The organism is Fodinibius sp. (assembly GCF_034521915.1).
GTDB lineage: Bacteria > Bacteroidota > Rhodothermia > Balneolales > Balneolaceae > Fodinibius.
This window is the reverse complement of sequence record NZ_JAXHLU010000001.1, coordinates 1-24,473: the sequence shown is the minus strand read 5'-3', so window position 1 is coordinate 24,473 and position 24,473 is coordinate 1. Positions and strand designations below refer to the sequence as shown.

22 protein-coding genes are annotated in these 24,473 nt (G+C 43.6%); 20 read left to right on the top strand and 2 right to left on the bottom strand.

Annotated features, from left to right (window positions below; genetic code table 11):
- The first annotated feature begins 19 nt into the window (after positions 1–19).
- From U5J89_RS00110 to U5J89_RS00045, 14 genes are all read left to right on the top strand, one after another.
- Entirely contained in the window at positions 20–589 is a 570-nt protein-coding gene (locus tag U5J89_RS00110; RefSeq protein WP_322573566.1) for a hypothetical protein, read from the top strand.
- Complete coding sequence (locus U5J89_RS00105) at positions 555–866, top strand: hypothetical protein (RefSeq protein WP_322573565.1); 312 nt, start codon at positions 555–557, stop codon at positions 864–866. The genes U5J89_RS00110 and U5J89_RS00105 overlap by 35 nt, the downstream gene beginning before the upstream one ends.
- Complete coding sequence (locus U5J89_RS00100; RefSeq protein WP_322573564.1) at positions 866–2,923, top strand: helix-hairpin-helix domain-containing protein; 2,058 nt, start codon at positions 866–868, stop codon at positions 2,921–2,923. Before U5J89_RS00105 ends, U5J89_RS00100 begins: the two co-directional genes overlap by 1 nt.
- A 552-nt stretch (positions 2,924–3,475) precedes the next feature.
- A complete protein-coding gene (locus tag U5J89_RS00095) occupies positions 3,476–4,180 on the top strand; it encodes an SLC13 family permease (RefSeq protein WP_322573563.1) in 705 nt (234 codons plus the stop codon).
- 177 nt (positions 4,181–4,357) lie between these two features.
- Complete coding sequence (locus tag U5J89_RS00090) at positions 4,358–4,816, top strand: TrkA C-terminal domain-containing protein (protein ID WP_322573562.1); 459 nt, start codon at positions 4,358–4,360, stop codon at positions 4,814–4,816.
- On the top strand, positions 4,737–5,288 hold the full coding sequence (locus U5J89_RS00085) for an SLC13 family permease (RefSeq protein ID WP_322573561.1): 552 nt from the start codon (positions 4,737–4,739) through the stop codon (positions 5,286–5,288). The genes U5J89_RS00090 and U5J89_RS00085 overlap by 80 nt, the downstream gene beginning before the upstream one ends.
- 649 nt (positions 5,289–5,937) lie before the next feature.
- Positions 5,938–7,707, top strand: a complete 1,770-nt coding sequence (locus U5J89_RS00080; protein WP_322573560.1) for an SLC13 family permease — start codon at positions 5,938–5,940, stop codon at positions 7,705–7,707.
- A gap of 290 nt (positions 7,708–7,997) precedes the next feature.
- Positions 7,998–8,660, top strand: a complete 663-nt coding sequence (gene cysQ / locus U5J89_RS00075; RefSeq protein ID WP_322573559.1) for a 3'(2'),5'-bisphosphate nucleotidase CysQ — start codon at positions 7,998–8,000, stop codon at positions 8,658–8,660.
- 116 nt (positions 8,661–8,776) lie between these two features.
- On the top strand, positions 8,777–8,977 hold the full coding sequence (locus U5J89_RS00070; protein WP_322573558.1) for a four helix bundle protein: 201 nt from the start codon (positions 8,777–8,779) through the stop codon (positions 8,975–8,977).
- A 117-nt stretch (positions 8,978–9,094) separates the two neighbouring features.
- Positions 9,095–9,451 (top strand): four helix bundle protein, encoded by a 357-nt coding sequence (locus U5J89_RS00065; protein WP_322573557.1) that lies wholly within the window; start codon positions 9,095–9,097, stop codon positions 9,449–9,451.
- A gap of 72 nt (positions 9,452–9,523) precedes the next feature.
- Positions 9,524–10,063, top strand: coding sequence for an adenylyl-sulfate kinase (gene cysC, locus U5J89_RS00060; RefSeq protein WP_322573556.1), 540 nt, complete (start codon positions 9,524–9,526; stop codon positions 10,061–10,063).
- A gap of 555 nt (positions 10,064–10,618) precedes the next feature.
- A complete protein-coding gene (gene cysD, locus U5J89_RS00055) occupies positions 10,619–11,524 on the top strand; it encodes a sulfate adenylyltransferase subunit CysD (RefSeq protein ID WP_322573555.1) in 906 nt (301 codons plus the stop codon).
- Between the two features lie 79 nt (positions 11,525–11,603).
- Positions 11,604–12,881: a sulfate adenylyltransferase subunit CysN gene (cysN, locus tag U5J89_RS00050; protein ID WP_322573554.1), complete on the top strand. Its 1,278-nt coding sequence runs from the start codon at positions 11,604–11,606 to the stop codon at positions 12,879–12,881.
- A gap of 439 nt (positions 12,882–13,320) precedes the next feature.
- Positions 13,321–14,772, top strand: coding sequence for a capsule assembly Wzi family protein (locus U5J89_RS00045; protein WP_322573553.1), 1,452 nt, complete (start codon positions 13,321–13,323; stop codon positions 14,770–14,772).
- Between the two features lie 597 nt (positions 14,773–15,369).
- Here the strand turns inward: U5J89_RS00045 and U5J89_RS00040 are convergent.
- The gene (locus U5J89_RS00040) at positions 15,370–16,218 is read right to left on the bottom strand and encodes an IS3 family transposase (protein ID WP_322573552.1); all 849 of its coding nucleotides are present in this window, start codon (positions 16,216–16,218) and stop codon (positions 15,370–15,372) included.
- 15 nt (positions 16,219–16,233) lie between these two features.
- A complete protein-coding gene (locus U5J89_RS00035) occupies positions 16,234–16,539 on the bottom strand; it encodes a transposase (protein WP_322573551.1) in 306 nt (101 codons plus the stop codon).
- Between the two features lie 529 nt (positions 16,540–17,068).
- Here U5J89_RS00035 and U5J89_RS00030 point away from each other — a divergent pair.
- From U5J89_RS00030 to U5J89_RS00005, 6 genes are all read left to right on the top strand, one after another.
- A complete protein-coding gene (locus U5J89_RS00030) occupies positions 17,069–17,302 on the top strand; it encodes an addiction module protein (protein WP_322573550.1) in 234 nt (77 codons plus the stop codon).
- Positions 17,299–17,589: a type II toxin-antitoxin system RelE/ParE family toxin gene (locus tag U5J89_RS00025; RefSeq protein ID WP_322573549.1), complete on the top strand. Its 291-nt coding sequence runs from the start codon at positions 17,299–17,301 to the stop codon at positions 17,587–17,589. The genes U5J89_RS00030 and U5J89_RS00025 overlap by 4 nt, the downstream gene beginning before the upstream one ends.
- Positions 17,590–18,812: 1,223 nt before the next feature.
- The gene (locus tag U5J89_RS00020; protein ID WP_322573548.1) at positions 18,813–21,239 is read left to right on the top strand and encodes a T9SS type A sorting domain-containing protein; all 2,427 of its coding nucleotides are present in this window, start codon (positions 18,813–18,815) and stop codon (positions 21,237–21,239) included.
- A gap of 1,455 nt (positions 21,240–22,694) precedes the next feature.
- On the top strand, positions 22,695–22,931 hold the full coding sequence (locus U5J89_RS00015; protein ID WP_322573547.1) for a hypothetical protein: 237 nt from the start codon (positions 22,695–22,697) through the stop codon (positions 22,929–22,931).
- Positions 22,931–23,233, top strand: a complete 303-nt coding sequence (locus U5J89_RS00010) for a hypothetical protein (RefSeq protein ID WP_322573546.1) — start codon at positions 22,931–22,933, stop codon at positions 23,231–23,233. Before U5J89_RS00015 ends, U5J89_RS00010 begins: the two co-directional genes overlap by 1 nt.
- Before the next feature lie 473 nt (positions 23,234–23,706).
- The gene (locus U5J89_RS00005) at positions 23,707–24,165 is read left to right on the top strand and encodes a nucleotidyltransferase (RefSeq protein ID WP_322573545.1); all 459 of its coding nucleotides are present in this window, start codon (positions 23,707–23,709) and stop codon (positions 24,163–24,165) included.
- The last annotated feature ends 308 nt before the right edge of the window (positions 24,166–24,473 follow it).

Sequence of the window (24,473 nt, the reverse complement as noted above, 5' to 3'; positions counted from 1 at the left end):
CAGAGAGACCATATGTTATATGATACGAAAGCTATTACATTTACACAGGTATAGAATCATATTAATAAATGCTGTTTTTATTTTTGTTTCCGGGGTTGGTTCATCGGGACAAGCACAAACCGTAATAGGAGCAAGGGAATTAGCACTCGGACAAGCAACATCGGCATTAGAGGGTACCGACTGGTCGATGTTTGGAAATCCGGCGCTGATGTCGGAGAATGAACGAACGGTGTCGTTTTTTGGCGTTCGCTATTTTGGTCTTGCAGAAATAACGGATATGGCTTTTGCGGGGTACTATCCTACACAATTTGGTGTTTTGGGATTAGGTGCGCATCGCTATGGTGATGACTTATTCAATGAGAATAGGTTGCGTCTTGGATATAAGCATTCGTTTGCCGGATTCCATTTTGGGGCTATCCTCAATTACAGCCACGTTGCATTTGGAGGTGGATACGGCTCGGCTGGAGCGCTGGGGGTTGATGTAGGGTTAGCGGCTCCTATAATATCTGATTTGTGGATTGGAGCTAAGGCTACGAATATTAATCAGCCGGAGTATGGATCACGTAATAATGAAAAGCTGCCCGCGTGAGCTAAGTATCGGGCTATCATATCAATTGTCCGATATTGCCTTATTTACCAGTGATGTAGTCAAAGATGTGCAGTTTCCCATTTCATATCGCGGTGGGGTTGAAGTATCCGTTGTTGAAAATTTAGTGGGACGTGCGGGCATTACTGTCGAACCCCTGACATTTTCGGGTGGACTTGGGTACCTCGCAAAATTTTGGGCTGTAAATATAGCCGTTCAGCGTCATGAATACAGAGCATTGGGATATAGCCCCGCCATTGATTTTAAAATTAGCTGGTAATGCGCAGCATTGTACTAATTATATTGGGATTTTTTCTTGTAATGCCGGTAGCACTGCTGGCACAGCAACAGGATACTACCCGCTCGGAGGTGCAGGATGACCTTGAAGATGCTATTGAAAACTTTGATCCCGGTGACACTGATTTTGACAGCGAGCAGATGACCCAATTTCTGCAGGAATTGGCAGAAAATCCCATCAATATTAATAATGCCAGCGTAAATGCTTTGCTTCAGATACCGGGATTAAATCTTAAGCTTGCACGAAACATCATTGAATACCGGTCTGAGGTAAAACCATTTGAAACGATTGAGGAACTGGATGAGGTATCGGGTATTGGCCGGGTAACGCTGGAACAGGTGCGCCCGTATGTAACAGTGGGGAGTGGTATCGAGCTCGGGAGAGCACTTTATACCAATCCGCGTTACTGGACCTCCGATGGGGAATTTCAGATGTTCTCGCGTTTTCAGAGGGACCTGCAAGAAGGAAAGGGGTATCAACAGCCTCCACAGGAAGGTGGATATATCGGTAGTCCCATCAAGTATTACCAGCGTATAGGGTATCAGAGTGATCACCTGTCAGTAAATTTGACGCAAGAAAAAGATCCCGGCGAACAACTTGTAGGGCCCTTTCAATTTGATCACCGTACCTGGCATGTGGCACTTGAAAATAATGGGCACTTGCAGATGTTGGTGGGTGGAGATTATAGCCTTGGTTTTGGTCAGGGATTGGTACTTTGGAGCGGAGCTGCTTTTGGCAAAGGGAGTAATGTGGTGGGTGCAGTGAGTCGCAACGGCCGAGGCATAAAGCCTTATACATCAGCGCAGGAAACAAATTACTATCGCGGTGGAGCAGTTACCTATGGAGGAAAACTCCAGTTCACCGGATTCTATTCGAATAGAAAACGCAGTGCGAGCGAAATAAGTCCCGATACTACCCGCTTTCCAGGGACGGATGGTTATCACCGTACCGAAAATGAATTTATTCAGAAAGATAATTTGCAACAGAGGTTATATGGAGGGCATGTTCAGCTAGAGCTGCCTTTTGGTATTATTGGTGCCACCGGTTATCAAACAACTTTTGATCGGTATATCACAGCCAGTAATCAAACGTATGCGCAGTACGATTTTGAAGGAACGTCGAATTATGTCTACGGCTTGGATTATACCTTTTTGGCCGGACCGGCGGTTGTTTTTGGAGAGGTAGCACAAAGTGAAAATGGGGGCTATGGCTTGATTACCGGCGTTGAAAGTAGCCTTGGCGACGACACTGATATAACGCTGGCGTATCGAAAGTATCAGAAAGAGTTTCAATCTATCTTAGGGAATGGATTTGGAGAAGTATCCGGTCAGCCCAAAAATGAGGAGGGCATTTATTTGGGTATGCGTCATACAATTGGTGAAAAAGTGACGCTTAGTGCCTATATCGACCAGTTTCGATTTCCCAGCGCTCGCTTTGGCACGAACCAACCTACCCAGGGATTTGATTGGCTGGCAAAGGCAGAGATAGATTTAACCAGCAATCTTAATTTTTACGTGCAGCTGCGCAGCGAAATTGAGGATGATGAATATGAGGTGTTGGATTCTTTTGGTCGAAGTCAGCGCAGATTGGGTGATGCACAACGCGGCAGTTTTCGAGCGAACCTGGAATATTGGGTAAATAATAAAGTGCGTCTGCGTACACGAGGGGAGTTGGTCCGGAGCCGTCAGGCCGGAGAAGCATTAGAGCTTGGCTATTTGTTGTACCAGGATTTGCGACTGCGAATCAATGATGAGTTCAGTCTGGATACCCGGCTTTCCATGTTTGATACCGAAAGTTTTGCCACGCGGGTCTATCAGTTCGAAAATGATCTGTTGTATGTGTTTTCCAGTCAATCATTTTTTGATCAAGGGCAGCGAATGTATGTACTGTTAAATTACGAGCCGTTCGATTTTTTGGAGCTTTGGGCCAAATTTGGGATCACCGTATATGAAGATACACAGATTATTGGCAGTGGGCTGAATCAGATTGAAGGAGACAAGCGCAGTGAGGTGGGCGTTCAGGCAAGGGTACAGTTTTAGGGCTGTTTACTGGTGATTGGGTGATTAAGTTATTGAGTGATGTGGTTAGAAAGTGACAAAGCTACAAAGCATGGTTAACAGTTGGTGGCTGACGGAAGAGTGAATCTGGTCATTTCGAATGGAGGCTGTGGGTTTCAGCCGGAGCGTAGAAATCTTTTATTTTTAACTTATTTAATTGCAGGCTCAGCCCATTTCAAATTAGCTGTATGCGGGCATCGTAACGAAATAATAATTACGTTCTAAAAATGAGGAATTAAATAGTTGTACTTCTGATTACCTCTTTAGCATAAGGAAGTACAATTCCATTTAGTTGTGAGAGGGTTGTACCCTCGAGCAACAGAGTTGTTTTTGTGCGGGAGTACAACTGTCTCCAAACTAATATTGGATCTTCCCTTGAGGGAAGTACTTGCATAGCAGGGGAAGAGTGATGGAGATTTTTTAATCAGAAAAAAATTTATACAATATCTCCACACTAAAAATTGCAATAGCATATCCGCAGAGTTCTTCTATCTTATAAACGATTATCTATTTCAGGAATTGATAGCAACGATCATGAGTGTTGATATAATTATCATATTAGCGGTACTGGTGCTCACTTTTGTGGCATTGGCTATCGATTTATGGAGCCCGGATGCCGTCTTGTTGACCGGACTGGCAATTGTTACCGTCAGCGGTGTATTAAGTCTGGAGGAGGCTTTCCTGGGATTTGGCAACACAACGCTGTTGGCGCTGGGAAGCTTGTATGTAATTGGGGCTGCACTTCGTGAAAGTGGGGCGCTGGACAGGGCCAGTAACTTTATATTGGGTCAGGAAACAAGAAGTGTACAACGTATTCTGTTGCGATTATGCCCCAGCGTATCAGTTTATTCTGCCTTTCTGAATAATACCCCCATTGTGGCTATGGGGATACCGGCGATACGAAGCTGGGCAAAAAAATATCACATCCCAGTATCAAAATTACTGATGCCTCTATCTTACGCCGCCATTTTAGGGGGCCTTTGTACATTAATTGGCACTAGTACTAACCTGATCACTCATGGATTATTAGAAAGTCACGGTTTTAGGGGATTTTCATTTTTTGAGTTGGCTTGGGTGGGTGTTCCCTGTGCTATTGTTGGATTGGTTTATTTGGTGGTTGTGTCTCCGAGACTTACTCCTGCACGGCGCGATATTCGCTACCAGGAAGAGCGAAACAGAGAACTACTCGTAGAGCTGGAAATTACGAACGGTGCGGATGTGGCAGGAAAGACGGTTTGAGAAGCGGGACTATCAAAGATTTCAGGTTTTTACCTTTCGCGAATCAATCGGCATGATCATGAAATTGCCCCTGTACCGGATGAGGAAAAACTGCGTGCCGGGGATCATCTTTTTTATGCTGCGCAAGGAGGGATTGCTGCAAAGACGCCCGAACTCGAAGGGTATCCGGGGCTTAAGTTGGCTTATCAGCCACCACGGACGATCAGACGAAATGAAAAGGATCGTGAACTTCATCAGGTTGTGGTAAAAGAAGGGTCGCGTCTGGTAGGGGCTTCGCTAGGTGAAGCGAAATTACACGAGCGGTTCGGAGCTGCTGTTACAGGAGTGCGTCGTCGTGGAAAGCGGATAGATCAGCCTCTGGGAGAATTTATATTACATCCCGGGGATGTTCTTTTGCTGGATACCGGACGCGGTTTTCGGGGGGCACATGAAGATACCGAAGATTTCTTCTTAACCAGTGAGGCCGGTGGAGAGGCGCCCGGCGATTCCACGGAAGTAATAGAGCACCGCCCGGGAGGTAAAGATTTATATGTATCGGTAGCAGTGCTATTTCGGTGTGATTGGCCTGGTTGCGGGCGGCGTGCTTCATATAGCACTGGCCGGTATTTTAGGTGTAGCTGTACTATTGGCGTTTAATGTGATTGAGGCAGGTGAAGCCCGAAAGTCGGTAGACTGGACCGTACTTATTGTTATTGGGGCAGCTTTGGGTCTTGGTAAGGCCATGGAAGTCAGTGGAGCGGCGGTAATTATTGGCGAAGGGATGGTCGAATTGACAAGTGCTTATGGAACTCGGGCGGTGCTGGCGGGGGTGATTATTATTACGGTTATTTTAACAGAAATTATCACCAATAATGGGGCGGTAGCACTGATGTTTCCCATCGTATTATCTGTTGCAGAAACACAAGGTATGGAAGTACGCGGCTTAGTTGTTGGCATTACGCTGGCAGCTTCCATGTCGTTAATAACGCCCATCGGCTATCAAACTAATTTGATGGTTTATGGGCCGGGTAATTATAAATTTACTGATTTTTTTAAGGTGGGCTTTCCCCTACAAATTGCATTATGGTCTGTTCTCATATTCTTGATACCGTATGTTTGGCCGATGTAGAATTTGTGCACTAAGTGGTAAACGCTTAATGATGATATTGTGATAGGATTATTAGATAGTGATTTGCAGCAGCAGCGAAAGTCAAAGTATTAAGTTTAAGATGTTCCAACCTGTCATTCGACTGACCGTAGGGAGCTGAGAAATCTTTGTTACTAATGTATGAAAAGCCTAATAGCTTCTATTGTACTTATTACTTATTCTCTTATTAAAACAGTGACAACTTTGCCCGCCAAATAATTATTTCCAGTAGCTTTATGGGAGTTGTACTCCCGTTTTCTTTTCCACTCAAGTAATTCTCCTAAATTTGCATTTTCCGCGATTCGCCCCAAACCCCCAAGGTATCAAAACTGTGGAGTTGCGAGGTAATAAGCATCGCAACGAGATAATTAGTTACGAGAGAGTTGAACTCTTGAGTAACGAAAGCTTTTTCGGGAGTACAACTCCCTCAAAACGTAGTGTCTTTTAATAATTGAAACTTCATTATAGTATAGAAATACCCAGTCTCTAATTAAGTTTATCTCGTCGCTACGCTCTGCGACATTATTCGTTACTAAATCCTGCTTTGTGATTTGGTGATTTGAAAGCACGGGAGAATTCGTTTTCTTTGTGCTTTCAATATTCTCCCAAAAAATACAAGAGTTTAGCATTTATGACCCTTGCCGGCTGGACGGTTATTGCTGTAATATTACTGTGTGTTGCTCTGCTTATTGGCAGCCGCATACCTGCAGACGTTGTTTTTGTAAGCGGGCTTACCGTATTAATTGTTAGTCAGGTCGTTGATCCCGCCGAAGCCTTAGTAGGCTTTTCCAATCAGGGGATGTTAACGGTGGCCGCACTTTATGTGGTAGCTGCAGGGATGAAAGAAACGGGTGCCATTCAATATGTAGTTGAGAAAATTATCGGGCGATATAAAAGTATCCGCCGTACCCAGATTCGTATTATGGCCCCGGTAATGGTGGTGAGTGCGTTTTTAAACAATACCCCCGTAGTGGCCTCCTTCATCCCCGCTCTTGAAGACTGGGCACGAAAAAATAAAGTAAAAGTTTCCAAGCTGCTGATTCCATTGAGTTATGCCGCTATTTTAGGGGGAACCTGTACGCTCATCGGTACAAGCACCAATCTTATTGTAAACGGACTATTAATTCAGGAGGCTTCAACAAGTACCATCGGTATTTTTGAGCCGGCCCTGATCGGGATACCCTGCGCCATTGTAGGCTTTTTATATTTGGTTTTCTTTGGGGATAAATTATTACCTGAACGAGGATCGGGATTCGATACCTTTAAAGATCCCCGCGAGTATACCATTGAGATGATTGTAGAGGGTGATAGTCCACTTCCGGGAAAGACCATTGAGGAAGCCGGTCTTCGTCATCTCCCTTCCCTTTATCTTGCAGAGATATATCGCGACGATCATGTGTTAGCTGCAGTAGATCCCGAACAGAAGTTGCGGGCAGGCGACCGCCTTATATTTACCGGGGTAGTCGATTCCATTGTTGATCTGCAGCAGGTTAAGGGATTGTCTCCGGCAACCGAGCAGATTTTTAAAATGGATTCCGAACGAGGGGAACGCGTACTCATTGAGGCGGTCGTGTCTCCGAGTCATCCCATCAATGGGGAAACCATCAAGAAGGGTAAGTTCAGAAATAAATACGATGCTGTAGTGTTAGCGGTGTCGCGCAATGGGGAACGGATTGAGGAAAAAGTGGGTGATATTCGTCTCAGAACCGGAGATACACTACTTTTGGAAGCCCATCCCAACTTTTTAGAACAGTACAAAAATTCAAGTGATTATTTTCTGATTAGTGGAATTCGCGATTCCAATCCGCCCAGCTATGATAAGTCGGTCTATTCATGGTCTATTTTGGGATTCATGGTAGGGAGTGTAGCCTTTGGGTTACTCACCATGTTTCAAGCTTCTTTTTTAGCGGCGGGATTGATGATCTTTAGCCAGTGTTGTCGCCCATCGACAGCGAAAGAGTACATCGACTGGTCGGTACTGCTGGTTATTGCGGCTTCGCTGGGACTCGGTAATGCACTGCAAGTAACCGGGGCGGCTTCGGTATTGGCTGAGGGATTTTTGAGTTATACCGAAAATAATCCGCACCTGGCACTGGCTGGGGTCTATCTGTCCACATGGATATTAACTGAGATGGTCACCAATAATGCGGCGGCGGTACTTATATTTCCCATCGCTATTTCGATGGCGGCCTCGTTTGGAGTGAGCTATATGCCCTTTGTGATGACGATCATTATGGCGGCGTCGGCCAGTTTTTCTACGCCGATTGGTTATCAGACAAATCTTATGGTGTATGGTCCCGGGGGATATAAATTTACTGATTTTACCAAAATAGGGCTGCCTCTTAATTTGATGGTTGCTGTAATAACAATATCTTTGGTGCCTCAAATTTGGTCATTTTAGAGTAGAGGTTGGAGACTGGATGTTAGAAGTTTGATGTTGGGTAACAGCTTATAAATTGTGTCATCCTGAACTTGTTTCAGGATCTTTGGACATCTGTATTGTGACAAATAATCCATTAGAAAATTAATAAGAAATAAAAAAAGTTAAGAGGGAGTTGTACTCCCGGTAAACAGAAAATTGAATATGCTTAAAGAAATTATTGGAATTGCGAAAGAAGCCGGTCAGGCGATGCTTGAAATTTATTACGATGCGCAGGATGTGGAAATCACCCGCAAGGACGATGACTCCGCTTGACCAAAGCCGATTTGGCTTCACATCATATTATAGTGGATGCGCTTAAGGAGCTCGATCCCCAAACGCCTATTATTTCAGAAGAGTCTGGTATCCCTGATTATGGAGAGCGAAAAGAATGGAATAAGTTTTGGATCGTTGATCCGCTTGATGGAACAAAAGAGTTTATCAAAAAAAATGGGGAGTTTACGGTGAATATTGCACTTGTTGATGAGGGCGTGCCGGTGCTGGGCGTAGTGTATGTCCCCGATAAGAAGACCATGTATTATGCTGAAAAGGGCAAGGGATCTTTTAAGCAGGTGGGAACCGATTCTCCGGAACGAATTTTTTCATCCGGTAGCAATAAAGATGACAAGCTTACTGCGGTACAAAGCCGGTCGCACGGTTCCGATAAATTGATAGATCAGCTTAAAGAAAAAGGGCTGACGGTTAAAGAGACAGTCCCGGCGGGAAGCTCCATAAAATTTTGTCTGGTAGCCGAAGGTAAGGCTGATATTTATCCACGTATGGGTCCAACCATGGAGTGGGATGTGGCTGCAGGCGATGCCGTATATCGCTATTCGGCGCGGGAAGGAATACATTCTTCGCCATTGACCTATAATAAGTCGGATTTGAAGAATGGCAGCTTTTTGATAGGACTCGAAGATAATGTTGAATTTTGAGTTTTGAATTTTTAATGACTGAGGACCGAGGATGGAAGTTCGTTTTCAAAAAAGTTGTAAGGTGCTAATAAATAGATGGTCTAATATATAGACGGTTGACCGGCGACGGAAGACCGATGAAATTAAATAAAGACCTAGCTATTATGACTTATAAATTTGAAAAATTAGAAGTCTGGGAGCTTGCAATGAAATTCAATGCTTTATCCTATGATATAGCTGATAAATTACCAGACAGTGAAAAATACAACCTGACATCACAGCTAAAAAGAGCTTCTACGTCAATAGCCTTGAATATTGCTGAAGGATCAACTGTATAAATGTTGAATTTTGAGTGTTGAATTAGACATAGCAAAAACTGAATTTGGTAGATTATCTTGTAAGGATGAATTGATTATGAGGTCTTACTAAAAAACCTTTGAATCAATTCGTTTATTATGCCCAAGAAAAATATTATTAGAAATAGGAGTTTCAATTTTGCACTCGCTATTATAAAGTTGAATCAAAAACTTGTTAAGCAAAATGAATATGTGATTTCAAGGCAGTTGTTAAAAAGTGGAACGAGTATTGGGGCTAATGTAGAGGAAGCGGGAGCAGCTCAATCTAAAAAAGATTTTGTAGCTAAAATGGCAATTGCATCGAAAGAGGCCCGGGAAACGAAATACTGGTTGCGGCTGCTAAAGCATAGTAACTTGTTAAAATTTAATGCGTCTCCTTACTTAAAAGAAATTAATGAAATTATAAAAATATTGACGGCAATAGTTAAAACATCACAACAAGTTGATAAAAGATAATTCAACACCATAAATTTATAATTTAGCATTATAGCTTTATTATCAGTTAAAAATTATACAAGTAATTAACTTATGAGTAGTAATAAAATGCCACTAAAGCCCACCGTCCTTTGGTTTACGGGGTTATCCGGATCGGGGAAAAGTACAATATCAGAAAAAGTATATGCACGATTAAAGGAAGAAGGCTATGAGGTGGAGCATCTGGATGGGGATGCGGTTCGGGACGTTTTTCCAACGACCGGCTTTTCCAAAAAAGAGCGCGATGATCATGTGAAGCGTGTCGGTTTTGTAGCAAGTCTATTGCAAAAGCACGGCGTGTTTGTAGTGGCCTCATTTATTTCGCCGTATCAGGATGCACGCGACTTTGTCCGCGACATGTGCCAGGATTTTACGGAAATTCATATCTCAACGCCGCTGGAAGTTTGTGAAGAGCGCGATGTAAAGGGACTGTACAAGAAAGCGCGCAAAGGAGAAATTGATAACTTTACGGGTATCAGCGATCCCTATGAAGAGCCCGAAGATCCGGAGCTGCGTATTGATACGACGGATATTACTCCTGAAGAGGGGGTGGAGTGGGTGTTTGAGTATTTGCAGGAAGAGGCTGACGGATGACGAAGGACCGAAGACCGTCAGGTGGGCACGAATAATTCCCCTCTATTAAGAGGGGTGGTCCCGAGGAATCGGGAGCGAGGTGTGTTACTTTATGCCGGAGGACCGCAAAAGCAGTGTCATCCCACGGTGTCCCGTGATTCGGGGAGCGTAGAGGAGGGATCTCCTGCCATTAAGTTCGCTTAGGATCTAAGATGCACTCGTTTGATCATTTTTTTTTCGGATCATAGGTTGGAAAGTGATGGAGTTTTATGTGTTGAAGGTTGAAAGTTAAAGGTTTAAACCCAGTAGTTTTGAGGGGGTTGTACTCTCGAGAAACCGAGAAATGGCTTGCTTTTCGGCGGGAGTACAACTCCCTTATAACTTTGAATTAATGCGGGGTATAGAACTCATATAACTTATCATATAACTTATAAAGTGATGCAAAATAGCCAAGAAATACGGGGCACGTGTTAGGTATTAATTTCTAAAAGTTATTAACTACAAAATCCAATAGTCATTGGGTTTTAAAATTCTTACTTTAAGCCGTTTTAGTTTGACAAAAAACACAATTATCAAATGCATTTATATAAACTAAACCACATCCGACAGCTTGAGTCGGAATCTATTCACATTTTTAGAGAGGTCGCCGCCCAATTTGAGAATCCCGTTCTGATGTTTTCAGGCGGTAAGGATTCCATTACCATGGCGCGACTGGCCCAGAAAGCGTTTTGGCCGGGCAAAATTCCTTTTCCGTTTCTACACGTTGATACCGGACATAATTTTGACGAAACCATAGAATTCCGTGATCAGCTGATGGATGATCTGGGCGTTGAGCTTATTGTTGCTCACGTACAGGATATGATTGACGCGGGTAAAGTGAAAGAGCCCAAAGGTCCAAATCCCAGTCGAAATAAACTGCAGATTCCAACCCTCTTGCATGCGTTGGAAGAACACGATTTTGATGCGGCATTTGGCGGAGCACGTCGCGATGAAGAAAAAGCGCGTGCCAAAGAACGGTTCTTCTCGCACCGCGATGAGTTTGGGCAGTGGGATCCCAAGAACCAGCGTCCGGAGCTGTGGAACTTGTATAATGGACGTAAGAATCAGGGAGAACATTTTCGCGTGTTTCCATTGAGTAACTGGACGGAAATGGACGTTTGGCAGTATATTGCCGCCGAAGGAATCGATATCCCCAACCTGTATCTGGCACATACCCGCGATGTGGTGGAGCGCGAGGGGACCTATTTGGCGAAGTCACAATTTATTACGCTGGCCGAAGATGAGGAGTTTGAGGAGAAGCAGATTCGTTTCCGCACCATCGGGGATATGACGAATACCGGGGCATTTAAATCTGATGCCGATACCATCCCTAAAATTATCGAAGAAGTGGCCTCGGCGCGCATTACCGAACGCGGTAATCGTACCGACGATAAAAAAGCCGAAGCGGCCATGGAAGAACGGAAAAAGCAGGGCTACTTCTAAATTATAAATTTTCAATTAAGAATTAGGAATTAGGCAATTACAATTCCTAATTCACAATTTTCAATTCCTAATTATTAAGATGAGCAACGAAAACGAAGCACAGAAGTATTTAGACATGGACCTGCTCCGCTTCACGACGGCGGGCAGCGTGGATGACGGCAAGAGTACGTTAATTGGCCGTTTGCTGTACGACTCCAAATCGATCTTTGATGATCAGATGGAGAAGATCGAAGAATCCAGTCGAAAAAAGGGCGATGAGTACACGAATCTGGCACTACTTACCGACGGGCTTTCGGCCGAGCGCGAGCAGGGCATCACCATTGATGTAGCCTATCGCTATTTCTCAACCCCCAATCGAAAATTTATTATTGCTGATACGCCGGGACACGTCCAATATACTCGCAATATGGTGACGGGGGCTTCCACGGCTAACCTGGCCGTTATTTTAGTAGATGCGCGTAGTGGTGTGATCGAGCAGACCTGTCGCCACTCATTTATTGCATCGCTGCTGGGAATTAAGCATATGGTGCTCTGTGTGAACAAGATGGATCTGGTGGATTACAGCGAGGAGCGGTTTAACGAAATCCGTAACGAATTTAAGACCTTTTCCTCCAAGCTGGATGTTCCGGATATTCACTACATACCTATCAGCGCACTGTATGGGGATAACGTAGTAGATAAATCCGATAATATGCCGTGGTATGGCGGGTCGACGCTGTTGTATACGCTTGAAAACGTACAGGTAGACAGCGACTTTAACCACGTGGACAGCCGTTTTCCCGTTCAGTGGGTCACGCGTCCACAGTCGACGGACTATCCCGATTATCGCGGCTATGCCGGACAGATTGCCGGTGGGGTATTCAAGCCGGGTGATGAAGTGATTGCGCTGCCCTCAGGATTTACCAGCAAGATCGATCAGATCCAAAGCTTTGAGCAGGATGAGGAGGAAGCCTTTTCTCCGATGTCGGTCACGATGACCCTCGAAGACGAAATCGATATTTCGCGCGGAGATATGATTGCCAAACCGGACAACCAACCTACCGTGGGACAGGATATTGAAATGATGGTCTGCTGGCTAAATAAAGAGCCGCTGGACCCCAATGGGAAATATGCCATCAAGCATACCACCAAAGAGGCTCGTTGTATTGTTAAGGAGGTAAAATACAAGGTGAATATTAATACGCTGCACCGTGTTGAAGGAGATAAAGAGATCGGCCTCAACGATATTGGACGTATTAAGATTCGTACCACTAAGCCGCTGTTCTATGATTCATACAAACGCAATCGAAAAACCGGAAGTATCATCCTTATTGATGAATATACCAACGAAACCGTTGGAGCGGGGATGATTCTTTAAGAGCAGTTAGTGGGGAGTAGGTTATTGAATTACAAAGTGACAGAGTAACAAAGTAGAAAGTCAAAAGTATTAAGTAATTAAACGTTCCAACCTGTCATTTCGAGTGCAACGAAGCAAAGTGAGAAATCTGTGTTTTTGATGACACATCTCATCCTGCACTAAAGAAATCTCTACTTCGGGAGTATAACTCCCTTTAAACTAAAAGTGGAGAGAGAAATCTTTTTTTGGTGACAGAGGACCGGTGACGGAAGACGAATGACTGAGAAAGCAGTGTTAATAGCAGTTCAATTCTTTTCGGAACACAACTGTATTTAACCTAAACACTGTGTTGTACCATACCAACAATCTGAGTTAAAGAGTTAGAAATTTGGGTTAATTCAGTTATTTTCCGATTTGTTTAGAAACTTCCATTATTAACAACCCCTAATATTTCTTGTTCGTGATTTCAGATATTCGACACTTTTTTACTCTAGCTTTAATTATTTCTTTTTGCGGATTATATCCTTTCCAATCCGCACAGGCGCAAAGCTATTACGGTAATGACGATACCCAAACGTCTTACAGCTTTAGCTCATCACTGTATGCAAGTACTTCATCCTCATTGCCATTCTGGTTCTATTCCAATGTCAATGGAAAGGTTGATCCGAGTGGGACAAACTGGCTGAATGAGATTTCTGTAAATCATAGATTATGGAATTCCGGAAACTGGCAAGTAAATGTTGGTGGGGATGCTTTATTTCGCGTTTCTGAAAATAGCCAGGTACTCATTCCCAAAGCCTACCTGCAAGCCAAGGCCCATGGATTGCAGCTGGATGCCGGTCGCTTTAATCAACCTATCGGACTCAATAACCATGAGCTTTCCTTGGGATCAATGATGGTAAGTAATAATGCAATGCCGTTACCCAGGATCAGTATTTCCACGCCCGATTTTATGGATGTCCCGCTGATGGATGGATACTTGCAATACAAAGGGATGTTCAGCCACGGTTGGTTGGAGGAGGACCGCTTTGTGAGAAACGCCTATCTCCATCAGAAATACTTTTATTTGCGGGTTAATATCGGATCATGGTCGGGCATGGGCGGTATTGTTCATAACGTACAGTGGGGCGGGACACATCCCAATTTAGGTAGGCTACCCCGGTCTTTTGGAGATTTTCTACGAGTCGTTACAGGTCGGGCTGCAAGTGAATCAAGCAATGCGCCGGGTAGCGACCTAACTAATGTAATAGGAAACTCTCTGGCCGCTTATGAATTTGGGCTTCGCTATGAGCGAGAGACTTTTACGGCTTCACTGACTCGTTTATTTTATCTGGAGGACAAGGTTTCTACGCGCTTTCGTAGTCCCTGGGACGGGGTATGGGGGGTAAACTTGGAGTTTAAGGATACAAACCGGCTGATTAAAACTATTACCTATGAGCATGTTAATTCTAAACAAATGGATTCCAAATCGTGGGAACTGATTGGCGCAGCGGATTACTATGATCACAGTGTCTACCGACATGGATGGACCTATGAGAATGACGTAATTGGTATTCCGCTTATTTTATTTGAAAACGACGATATCGTAAATAATGTACTGGTAGCTCATCATTTGGGGATTTCCGGCCAACCTACTGAACATCTGTCATATAAAGCGTTACTCACGTACAGCAGAAATTACGGGATCCAAGATGATTGGGTAGAGAATCCGGGGAAACACATACCCCAAAATAGGCCGGATGTTACTCCGCGTGAACAGTTTCGGAAGGACCAATACTCGGTGTTGTTGGGATTGGACTATGATATCCGAAACGTAGAAGGACTGGCAGTTAATTTGAAGCTCAGTTCAGATCTGGGCGAACTATATGAGGATAGGTTTGGAGTGATGCTTGGCCTGAGCTGGGGTAGATAATGTTAAGTTTTTGAATGAGGAATGTTGAATGGTAGATCAGGACCGAGGATGGGTGACTGACGACCGAAAAAGCAATGTCATTCTGAACGAAGTAAAGAATCTCCTTTTAAAGGATCGCGTAGTATTTATAGGATCTTGTCTGATATGCAGGGACTGTTGACGGATGACGGGCAACTGTGATTAGGTGACTAAGTAACTAAGTTTCTTATCTCGTTACTACGCTCCCTACGACACATTCGTTTTGAAGGGCACGGCACCCGTATAACGGGGCACGGCTGCGTTGTAATGAAGGGATTGGAAGTGGTATTTTAGATGCCCCATCCTCTACTACATTCGTTGTATTTCGTAGAGCAGGCTTAATCTCTCTCCACGAGTAGGGAATGATTTAATAACCGTGAAGTTGACCCATCCCACGACTACGCTTATAAGCTTCGTAGTGCAGGCCGGGCCCTTCCCTAATGGATCAGGGAAGGGAGAAATCCGTAAAGTTGCTAAAAAAATCCCCTCCTTAACAAGGAGGGGTGTAGGGGTGGTTGGGGTTTCGTTACTTTTAGCACTGGAATTGCAACAAAAAAGTGGACAGTGAGTTAAGGTAGATCATGCGGCTTGGTTGTGTGTTAGTTGTTGTTCCGCTTGAATCGGTGTTTGGTACCCCAGAGCCGAATGTAATCGTTTTCTGTTGTACCAGATTTCGATAAACTCAAAAATAGCTGCTTTTGCGTGCTGGTAGCGGTCTGGCATATCCAGTTCGTATTTAAGTGTTTTAAAGAAGCTCTCTGCCGGAGCGTTATCCCAACAGTTGCCTTTTCGGCTCATGCTTTGGGTGATCCGGTGTGTGCGGAGTTTACTGGTAAACTCCTCGCAGGCGTATTGTACTCCCTGATCGGAGTGGTATAGCAGATCCTCTGCTGGCCGGCGTCGGCTTACAGCCTCCTCAAGAGCTGCGATACTAGTCTGTTCGGCGCTCATTTGATCGCTGAGCGACCACCCGAGAATCTGTCGATCGCCCAGATCCATTACTGTTGTTAGGTATAACCAGCCAGCTTCACTCCGAATGTAGGTTATATCACTTACCCACACCTGAGACAGGTTTTCCGGGAAAAAGCTACGCCCGAGCAGGTTCGGGGCCACTGGCCAGCGGTGATTCGATTGGGTGGTGTTAACCCACTTCTTACGAATTCGGCTGGCAATGCCCATCTTGCTCATCATTCGGGCAATACGGGGTCGGGATACCTCCCAGCCTTCAACGACCAGTTGCCGGTGGATCCGCGGAGAGCCATAGTTCTTGCCTGAAGATTTCCATACCCGCCAGATCGCCTTGCGCAATTTGTTGTTAAACAGACTGCGCTTGCTGGGCAGCCGGGTTAACCAACGATAGTATCCACTTCGGCTCACGCCAAAGACCTGGGACATCATTCGGATGGGGAATAGTTGTTTTATGATCATTCATAAATTGGAAAATCACCCACTTGTATCGGGGAAGATGCCAATGGCCTTTTTTAAAATGTCCCGCTCCATACGTAGTTCAGCGTTCTCTGCCTTGATGCGCTGTAGTTCGGCTTGTTCGGGGGTGAGCTTCTCAACACCCTTGCCCGGAAAACTACTGGAGGAGCTCCCGTCGTAGGCCGCTCTCCATTTATAAATCATAGCTGGACTTAATCCCAACTCAGAGGCTAGGGCACTGATATTTTCCCGCAGGTAACTTTGCTGAACGACATCTAGCTTGTACTCCCTGCTGTAACTCTTACGTGTTCTCTTTTTACCCATATGTCAATTGTTATTTAAACACCGCAATATACCTTAACTAGGTGTCTACTCAAATATAGCAGGTCCAGGTCCCCAGTAAGTAACAAATGCCACCGGTTGATAAATAACTTAAAAGTAGTACCTATAATCCGATCCACCTTAAAAGGATGGGGCTATAAGTATATAAAGCTGTCTGAAGAAAGCTGTTAGATGGTTTGGTAGGCTCTATAGCTATTAGCGGGAATAAATTCCCGCGTTATGGATGATTTTTAAGCCTGAGTAGATTTGTTTCAATCTGTGGCAGATATACCTTCTCACTAACATTTCAAATCTGCGCCAATTCGCGGCTAACCTATCTACCCTAGAAAAGTACATAAAGCTGTTTAAAACAGCTATCAGATTCAGTGTCCCGACATCTTTGTTATGCATCCTGCATCCAGAATTTTGTATTCCTAATGCACAATGAGGTTATACCCATTACAATAATTGACTTACTCTTCCAGTTTTCTATTGTTATACTTACATTTGACTGAATTAAACCTTCGTTATTATGATTACCGATATTGAAGAAATCGAAAATTCTGCCCTGAATTTAAACAAGAAGGATAAAGCACGTTTGGCTGATAAGTTGTTGCAGAGTATTCACGGTAAAATTGATCCAGATGTTGAGCAAGCTTGGATTAAAGAAATTCAAGAGAGAAAAGAATCACTTAAAGCCGGTGAGTCTTCCCTCCATTCTTCATCAGAAGTTTTAAGTGAAGCAAGAAAACGTATTCAAGAGTGATAATTAAATTTCATTCGGAAGCTCGGAAAGAATTCTTTAAAGCTGCTGATTTTTACGAGAACCAAGTCGTCGGACTTGGCGATATTTTCATTGATGAAGTTGAAAATGTGTTAGAAGTAATTCAACAATATCCATTATCAGGAAAAAAGATTACTACCACCGAAAGAAGGTTTTTAGTTTCTCGATTTCCCTATGGAATTATATACACAGTTGAAGATGATCTCATTACAATATTTGCGTTCATGAATTTACGGCAAAAGCCTGGCTATTGGGAGTCCCGCAGATAAGCTGACTGTAGGTAAACACGTCTAATAGTTCAACATTTCTGAGAGAGTTGGACCCTCGAAGAACGCCAGTAAAACCAACTTCGTCCGCCATAATCCGCGGCTAAAAAAGGTTGGCGGTGTTTTTTATCTTGACGCAAGAAGATCCATTCATTTTTTGCGACCATCCGCCGGCGCTCGGACCAGCATACCCGGAATGTTCATAACCCTAATGCCGGATTGTTTAAAACTGTAAAAAAAGGTCCTACAAGTCTCCATTTGAAGGTCGCCGACGCATCATAACTTTAGCGACGTTGCGGAGTGCCGCCGTAGGGGGGAGAGGAGTGTGGGTTGACGACTGATGACGGGTGATTGACGACCGATGTTCGGATACCTATTTCATCTCGTGCCGAACTTCTGGTTCGGTACGTTGACCCGTTATTTTGGCAGTATTTTAGTTATTCGTTTCCAGTCATTTGTTATTAGAAGATTTACTATCACATTTTGTGCCATACGTGGTAATGAATTCCCGCGCTATTGATTACCATGGGCAATATCTGATTGATGAAGATTTCTCCGTTTCGGACCGAGGGGCAAGGTACTTTAGTCGAAATGACAGTGGTAGGGTTGCAAAGTTACAAAGGGTTATTTTTAATGCTATCTCGTTACCATGCTCCGCTTTCTAACGAAGAGGTTGGGGTATTGTAGCGCTGGTGGACCGGTGGCGGAAGAATAATAAGCAAAAAAAACAGTATCATTCCGCAGTGACCCGCCACTCGGATAGGTTAACGAGGGATTTCCTGCCATTAGGTTCACGTAGTATTAATCGGAGTAGACTTCTATTTTATCTTGTTGCCATGTTTCCTACAATACATTCGTTTTGAAGGATACGGCTTTGTGGTAAAGAATTCTGTGGCCATGAATAGAATACTCGACATCTCACACGCCCCATCTCTAATCCTTATTGACAGTTGGCGATACAGGTTTTTGCAAGTAGGGAGGGACTTGGAAACCGTAAAATTGTTATTTGGAGAGCATCGGTTATTAAATAACAAGATGAGAGCATTTCTATCTCTTTGTAATGCAGTGGGATTGTAACGATTAGATTAGTTTCATATCTCCTACGATTATCCCAAGTCATCTAACTCACTGAAATTTCTTGTAAGGATTGCAAGCCAGTGGGGTCTTACTTTTACGAGAGAGTTATGAAAAGCTAAAATTACTATTAACAATAATGGGGAATCAATATGAATTATCAAGAGAAAGAAATAAATAGAATCGATATTCTAATTTTTTTAGTCGTCTTTATTTGGTTAATACCCATTGGGGCCGCCTCACAAACACCGGAGGTAACCGCAATATCTTCGCAGGAGAATATTAAACCCAATGAAGAAGTTAGCATTACGTTTAGCGTTGACACTGCTGTTGACGCCTATTATTTCGGAGTAGAAGCTGTTTTTGATCCTGATGTTTTTGAATTTGTAAGTGCAAATCCTGTCGGTTTGATGAGCGATGGTATGCGTGTAGCTGACTTGTTAAACGAGGATCGCGTAGGTGCATCTGTCTCACTCACTTCTCCACTTGATGCTCCTGATTCGGGAGATCTCTTAAAGCTCACCTTCAGGGTAAAACAAGCGACGACTGTAGGATTATCCCAAATATCATTTGAGCACGTTGAGTTAAGTGACTCAGAGGGGAGAAATATTGAAATAGTTAAGCCAGAAGCATTGGACTTAAATGTCGAGGAAGCAGTAAGTGATCTGCAACTTGTAAGTTCTGAAGATAATAATATTACAGAGGGCGAAGAATTTCAGGTTGAGGGATCTATATATGTGAATGATATTACTGTTGATGAAAATACGGAGTCAGACCGGATAACCGTATGGGTTGGTATTAATGAAAATGATACGGATCCCTCGGGATGGGCTGAGGTGACTTGGACAGAGATGGTCTTTGATAATGCTCAGAATTCCTATCATCAGTATAAGAAGAATATAGGTTTCGGAATGGAACCGGGGACCTACTATATAGCATTGCGAGGCAAGTTAGACTCAGGAAGCTATGTGTACGGAGGTCAAAGTAATTCCGGCGGAGGGTTATGGGATGGCGTGGAAAATGTGAACGCTCGTCTTACAGTTACAGAGCAATCTGCTTATCAACATACGCTGGCGGGGTGGAATTTTGATGATGAAACGTTAGTTACCTCACAAAGTGTGCCTGCGAATGAGGATAATGACTTTCAGTTGATAGGGGCCAGTAAAGACGGATTTAGCAGTATTGCCGCATCCGGAATGGCAGCAAGTTCGGATGGATGGCAATTCACGGAAGGAGACGAAAAATACTGGTTAGCAGAATTATCGTCCGAAGGCTTTCAAAATGTAACCGTATTTTCCAAACAGTATAGCACCGGCGCGGGTCCCCGTGATTTTGAGCTGGAAGCCAGCATAGATGGCTTAGATTGGGAAGTGGTTTCTCCCGATACCATAAATGTGGCATCCGACTGGAGCAGCGGTGTTATTGATAAACTCGCTTTGCCTGCAAAATACGATGACCAACAGAATATTTACGTGCGATGGATTCGGCGGGGTGATTTCCGTGCGGATGGACAGGAAGATATATCAACTGGTTCTAATCGTATGGATGATGTCTATATTCAAGGAGAAAATATAAATGCCCAGGATGTTACGGTATGGCCCGGGGATTGTGATGACAATGGAGTGGTTGAGGAGTTAGATGTTTTCGAAATAGGCCAGTATTGGCTGGCAGAAGGTCCAACCCCAGTATATAACTCAATTGGTTGGGCCCAGCGGGAGGTAGAATCGTGGATACCTGCGGAAGCGGCTTACGCCGACGCCAATGGGGATGGTGTTGTAAACCATAAAGATTTAAAGCCATTGGGCCTCCATTTCGGTAAAAATAGTACTTCATCCAAGCAGTCGGTAAAGCAGTCCCCACCCCTATCAGAGCTGGTATTGCCTGCTCTTAATAGCGGCGAAAGTGTGGTAGTTGCCATTAAAGCTGAAGAAGCGGTAGATCTTACAGGACTCAGTATTCGTTTTCGAGTAGCAGATATTGATGGTTTTAGATGGGATCTGAAAAAAGTTACATACGCCGACTGGGGAAGCCGGTGGGATGATGATAATAAGCTGATCGAATTCAGCAGGAGGGAAAATAATTCTCCAAATGCCTCGGCCACCTGGGTGTATAAAGGGGAGAGCACTCCTGAAACGACAGATAGCCTGGCCGTTTTAGAGATCGAAGCCAATGAGAACTGGAAACAGCAGGCCAGACTGATTTTAGAACGGGTGGTTGTGGCTGACAACGAACATAAAAAAGCCATGGAGAATGTTATGCTTGAGTCGGAGCATGCGATATCAGATGAGAGGCCTGAAGAGGAACCTGAACTGCCGCAAAGTCTAAGCTTGAATCAAAACTATCCGAATCCTTTTAATCCCAGCACAGTTATCAGCTATACTTTACCCAAAGACGAGGAGATTTCTATTGTACTGTATGATATGGTAGGGCGGAAGGTGACAACAATCTTCGAAGGAGCACAACAGGCAGGTAGATATGCGTTAAGATATAGACCGGCTGGTTTATCCAGCGGTGTATATATCTATCAATTAAAGACAAAGGAAAGGGTAATAAGCCGCAAGTTTACCTATGTAAAGTAGAGTTGTTATTGGGTTATTGAGTAATTAGGTGATTGAGATGCAAAGTGATTAAGTATCATAGTGACAAAGTTACAAAGAGACAATGGGTTAATTGATCTTGCTACTAAGCTCCCTACGACACATTCGTTTTGAAGGGCACGGCTGCGTTGTAATATTGTTGGACCGGCGCTGGATGATGGTGGACTGAGGGCCGTTTATGGAAGATGAACAACCGTTGGTTGGAGAAGATGACCCACTACTACGCTAAAGGCATACTGCGCCGCCTGCCTGCGCGTAGCCGAACTACGCTTCGGCGAAGGCAGGAAGTAGCTTTGGCTACGTAGACCGTGCTTCGTAGTGCGGACATCCTGTAGTCCCTTACTAACAGCAGTCGGTACAGGCTCCTATAAATATGGAGGGATTTTAAACCTGTGAAGTTGGCACCAAAAGTCCCCTCTATGAAGAGGGGTGCCGAGGAACGAGGCGGGGTGTGTTTATTTGAGAACCGGAGGCAGAGGATCGTGATTTGGTTATTAGGTGATTGGAAGATTAAGTAACAAAGTGGCAAAGTTAAAAGTTGAAGGTTAGAACCGCGAAGTTGACCCATCCCACGACTACGCTTATAAGCTTCGTAGTGCAGGCCGAGCCCTTCCCTAATGGATCAGGGAAGGGAGAAATTCGTAAAGTTGCTACAAAAAAATCCCCTCCTTAACAAGGAGGGGTGTAGGGGTGGTTGGGGTTTCGTTACTTTCAGACCTGTGATTCCCAGTAAATTACCAATGCCACCGGTTGTTAAATAATTCCGATCAGTACCTATATCCGACCCATTCCGCCCCACCTTAAAAGGTGGGGCTATTAAGTTATAAAGCTGTCTGAAGACAGCTGTTGGCTGGTTTGGTACGTTCATTAGCCATTCGCGGGAATAAATTCCCGTGCTATTGATCACCTGGAGCAGTATCAGAGTGATGAAGGTTTCTGCGTTCCGTACCGAGGGGCACGGTATTCCAGTCGAAATGACAGTGATAGGGGTTGGCAGCGTCCTTCTTGTAAATTTATATCAGTTCAAATCTGTGGCTAAGACCCACTACTACGCTAAAGCTCTTGTGTCCCTCCCTATAAATATGGAGGGACTTTAAGCCCCTGAAACGTATTCATCACGGTTTACCCCAAACCCCCGACTAAAACCAAACCGGAGAAATTTCTTTCTGATGAGGTATCCACCTACACACTTCTATTACGCCAACGCTTCGAGGATTAAAAGATATACGCAGCACAAGTACAAAATTCATCTGATCTCCCTCGCCCTTTACTCATAATTAGTTAAGCCATAATAGATTTTATTAACTTGTTTTTTGGTGTGGAGCTAAGGTGATGAGTAGGGGTGCTAATTGACCGAAATAGGCATTAAGCCATTTTTTTACAAGATGTTGTCATTTTTCCGTTATATTAATGAAAGGAGAAAATAAACACAGTCCTATGAAACCAACAATCGATAAGCAGGATTTAAAAGACTGGATTGATCAACTTGATAATAAAGCGTATTTGGTTACACTCCAATCCATGAAAAATAGATCCACGGGTGAGGATTTTTGGGATAACCTACCCGAAGAGACAAAACAGAACATTAATCAGGCAAAAAAAGAAGCTAAAGAAGGTAAAGGTATCCCACATGAAAAAGTAATGAAGCAAGTTAGAGATCGGTTTTTTAAATAATGCCTTTGGATATTATTTGGACTCCGACTGCCAGGATATCTTATTTTGAGATTCTGCAATATTTCGATGACAACTTTACCCAGGCCGAACTGAAAGAATTTGAAAAATTAGTTCGTGAAGTGCTAAAGTTGATCGGCGAATTCCCTAAAATCTATGAATATTCCGAGGAAAGCGACACGCATCGATGCGTTTTGTCTCCTGAGGTAAGTTTATATTATCAGGTAGAAGAAAATTCTCAAGAGATTGAGTTATTAGTATTTTGGGATAATCGACAAGATCCGGATAACCTAAATTTAGGGTGATGTATATGGTTAGTAATAGGATATTTTTTTATGATCTTGATGATCTTTGAGATGCCGAAATATATCTGTTCTTCTATAGCATTAGTTTAGTTAATGCTATAACTCCGTAGACACGGGATACGGTAAAATAAAAAATACTACTAAAACTATGGCTTCCTATTCATCAGTTTATATCCGCAAAAATCCGCGGCAAAAATCGCTGATAATAATTGGTGCTAGATTAAAGACAAAGAAAACGGTTGATGAAAAATTATCATTCTTTAATTCTTCATTTAATGGGTATATTATATGTTGAGATAACACATACAAACCACATTTTGCTATGATTAAAGAAGCTAAACTTGTTAGTAGAGAAAAAGCTGATAGAGATGAGATAGCCTTCTGGAAAGAAAAGTCGCCGCAAGATCGTCTGAGTTATCTACAAGATCTAAGAGAGCAACATTTCCAATTGTTTAACAAAAAAGATACCTATAATGAGGCTCGAAAAGGACTTCGAAGAGTTTATAACATTGTTAAACGAACATGAAGTCGAGTATCTGATTGTTGGCGCTTATGCCGTAGCCTATTATGCTCGACCAAGGAATACAGGAGATATAGATTTTTTTGTCAATAATTCGGATGAAAATATCACCAATCTTTTAACGGTTCTTGAAAACTTTGGATTTGGATCATTAGATCTGGATATCAATGATTTTAAGGATGATGATACCGTTCTTCAATTAGGCTATGAGCCGATCAGGATAGATATTATGACTGGTATTAGTGGGATATCTTTTGATGAAGCGTTCAGGAATAGAAATCAGGGGAAGCTGGGGAATCAAGTCGCGTATTTCATTTCTTTAGGTGATTTAATCACTAATAAAAGAGCCAGTGATCGCACTCAGGATTTGGCTGACGCAGAATTGCTTGAACAGTTTCAAGATGAAGGTTAAAGGCTGAGTTTAAATAATCAACTAATTTCTAAATATATCCGTGCAAATCAGTAGCTATGACCCACTACTACGCTAAAGGCATACTACGCCGCCTGCCTGCGCGTAGCCGAACTACGCTTCGGCGAAGGCAGGAAGTAGCTTTGGCTACGTAGGCCGTGCTTTGTAGTGTGGACACCCTGTGGTTCCTTACTATAAATATTGAGGGATTTTAAACCTGTGAAGTTGACCTATCCCACGACTACGCTTATAAGCTTCGTAGTGCAGGCCGGGCCTTTTCCTTATGGAACAGGAAAGGGAGAAATCCGTGA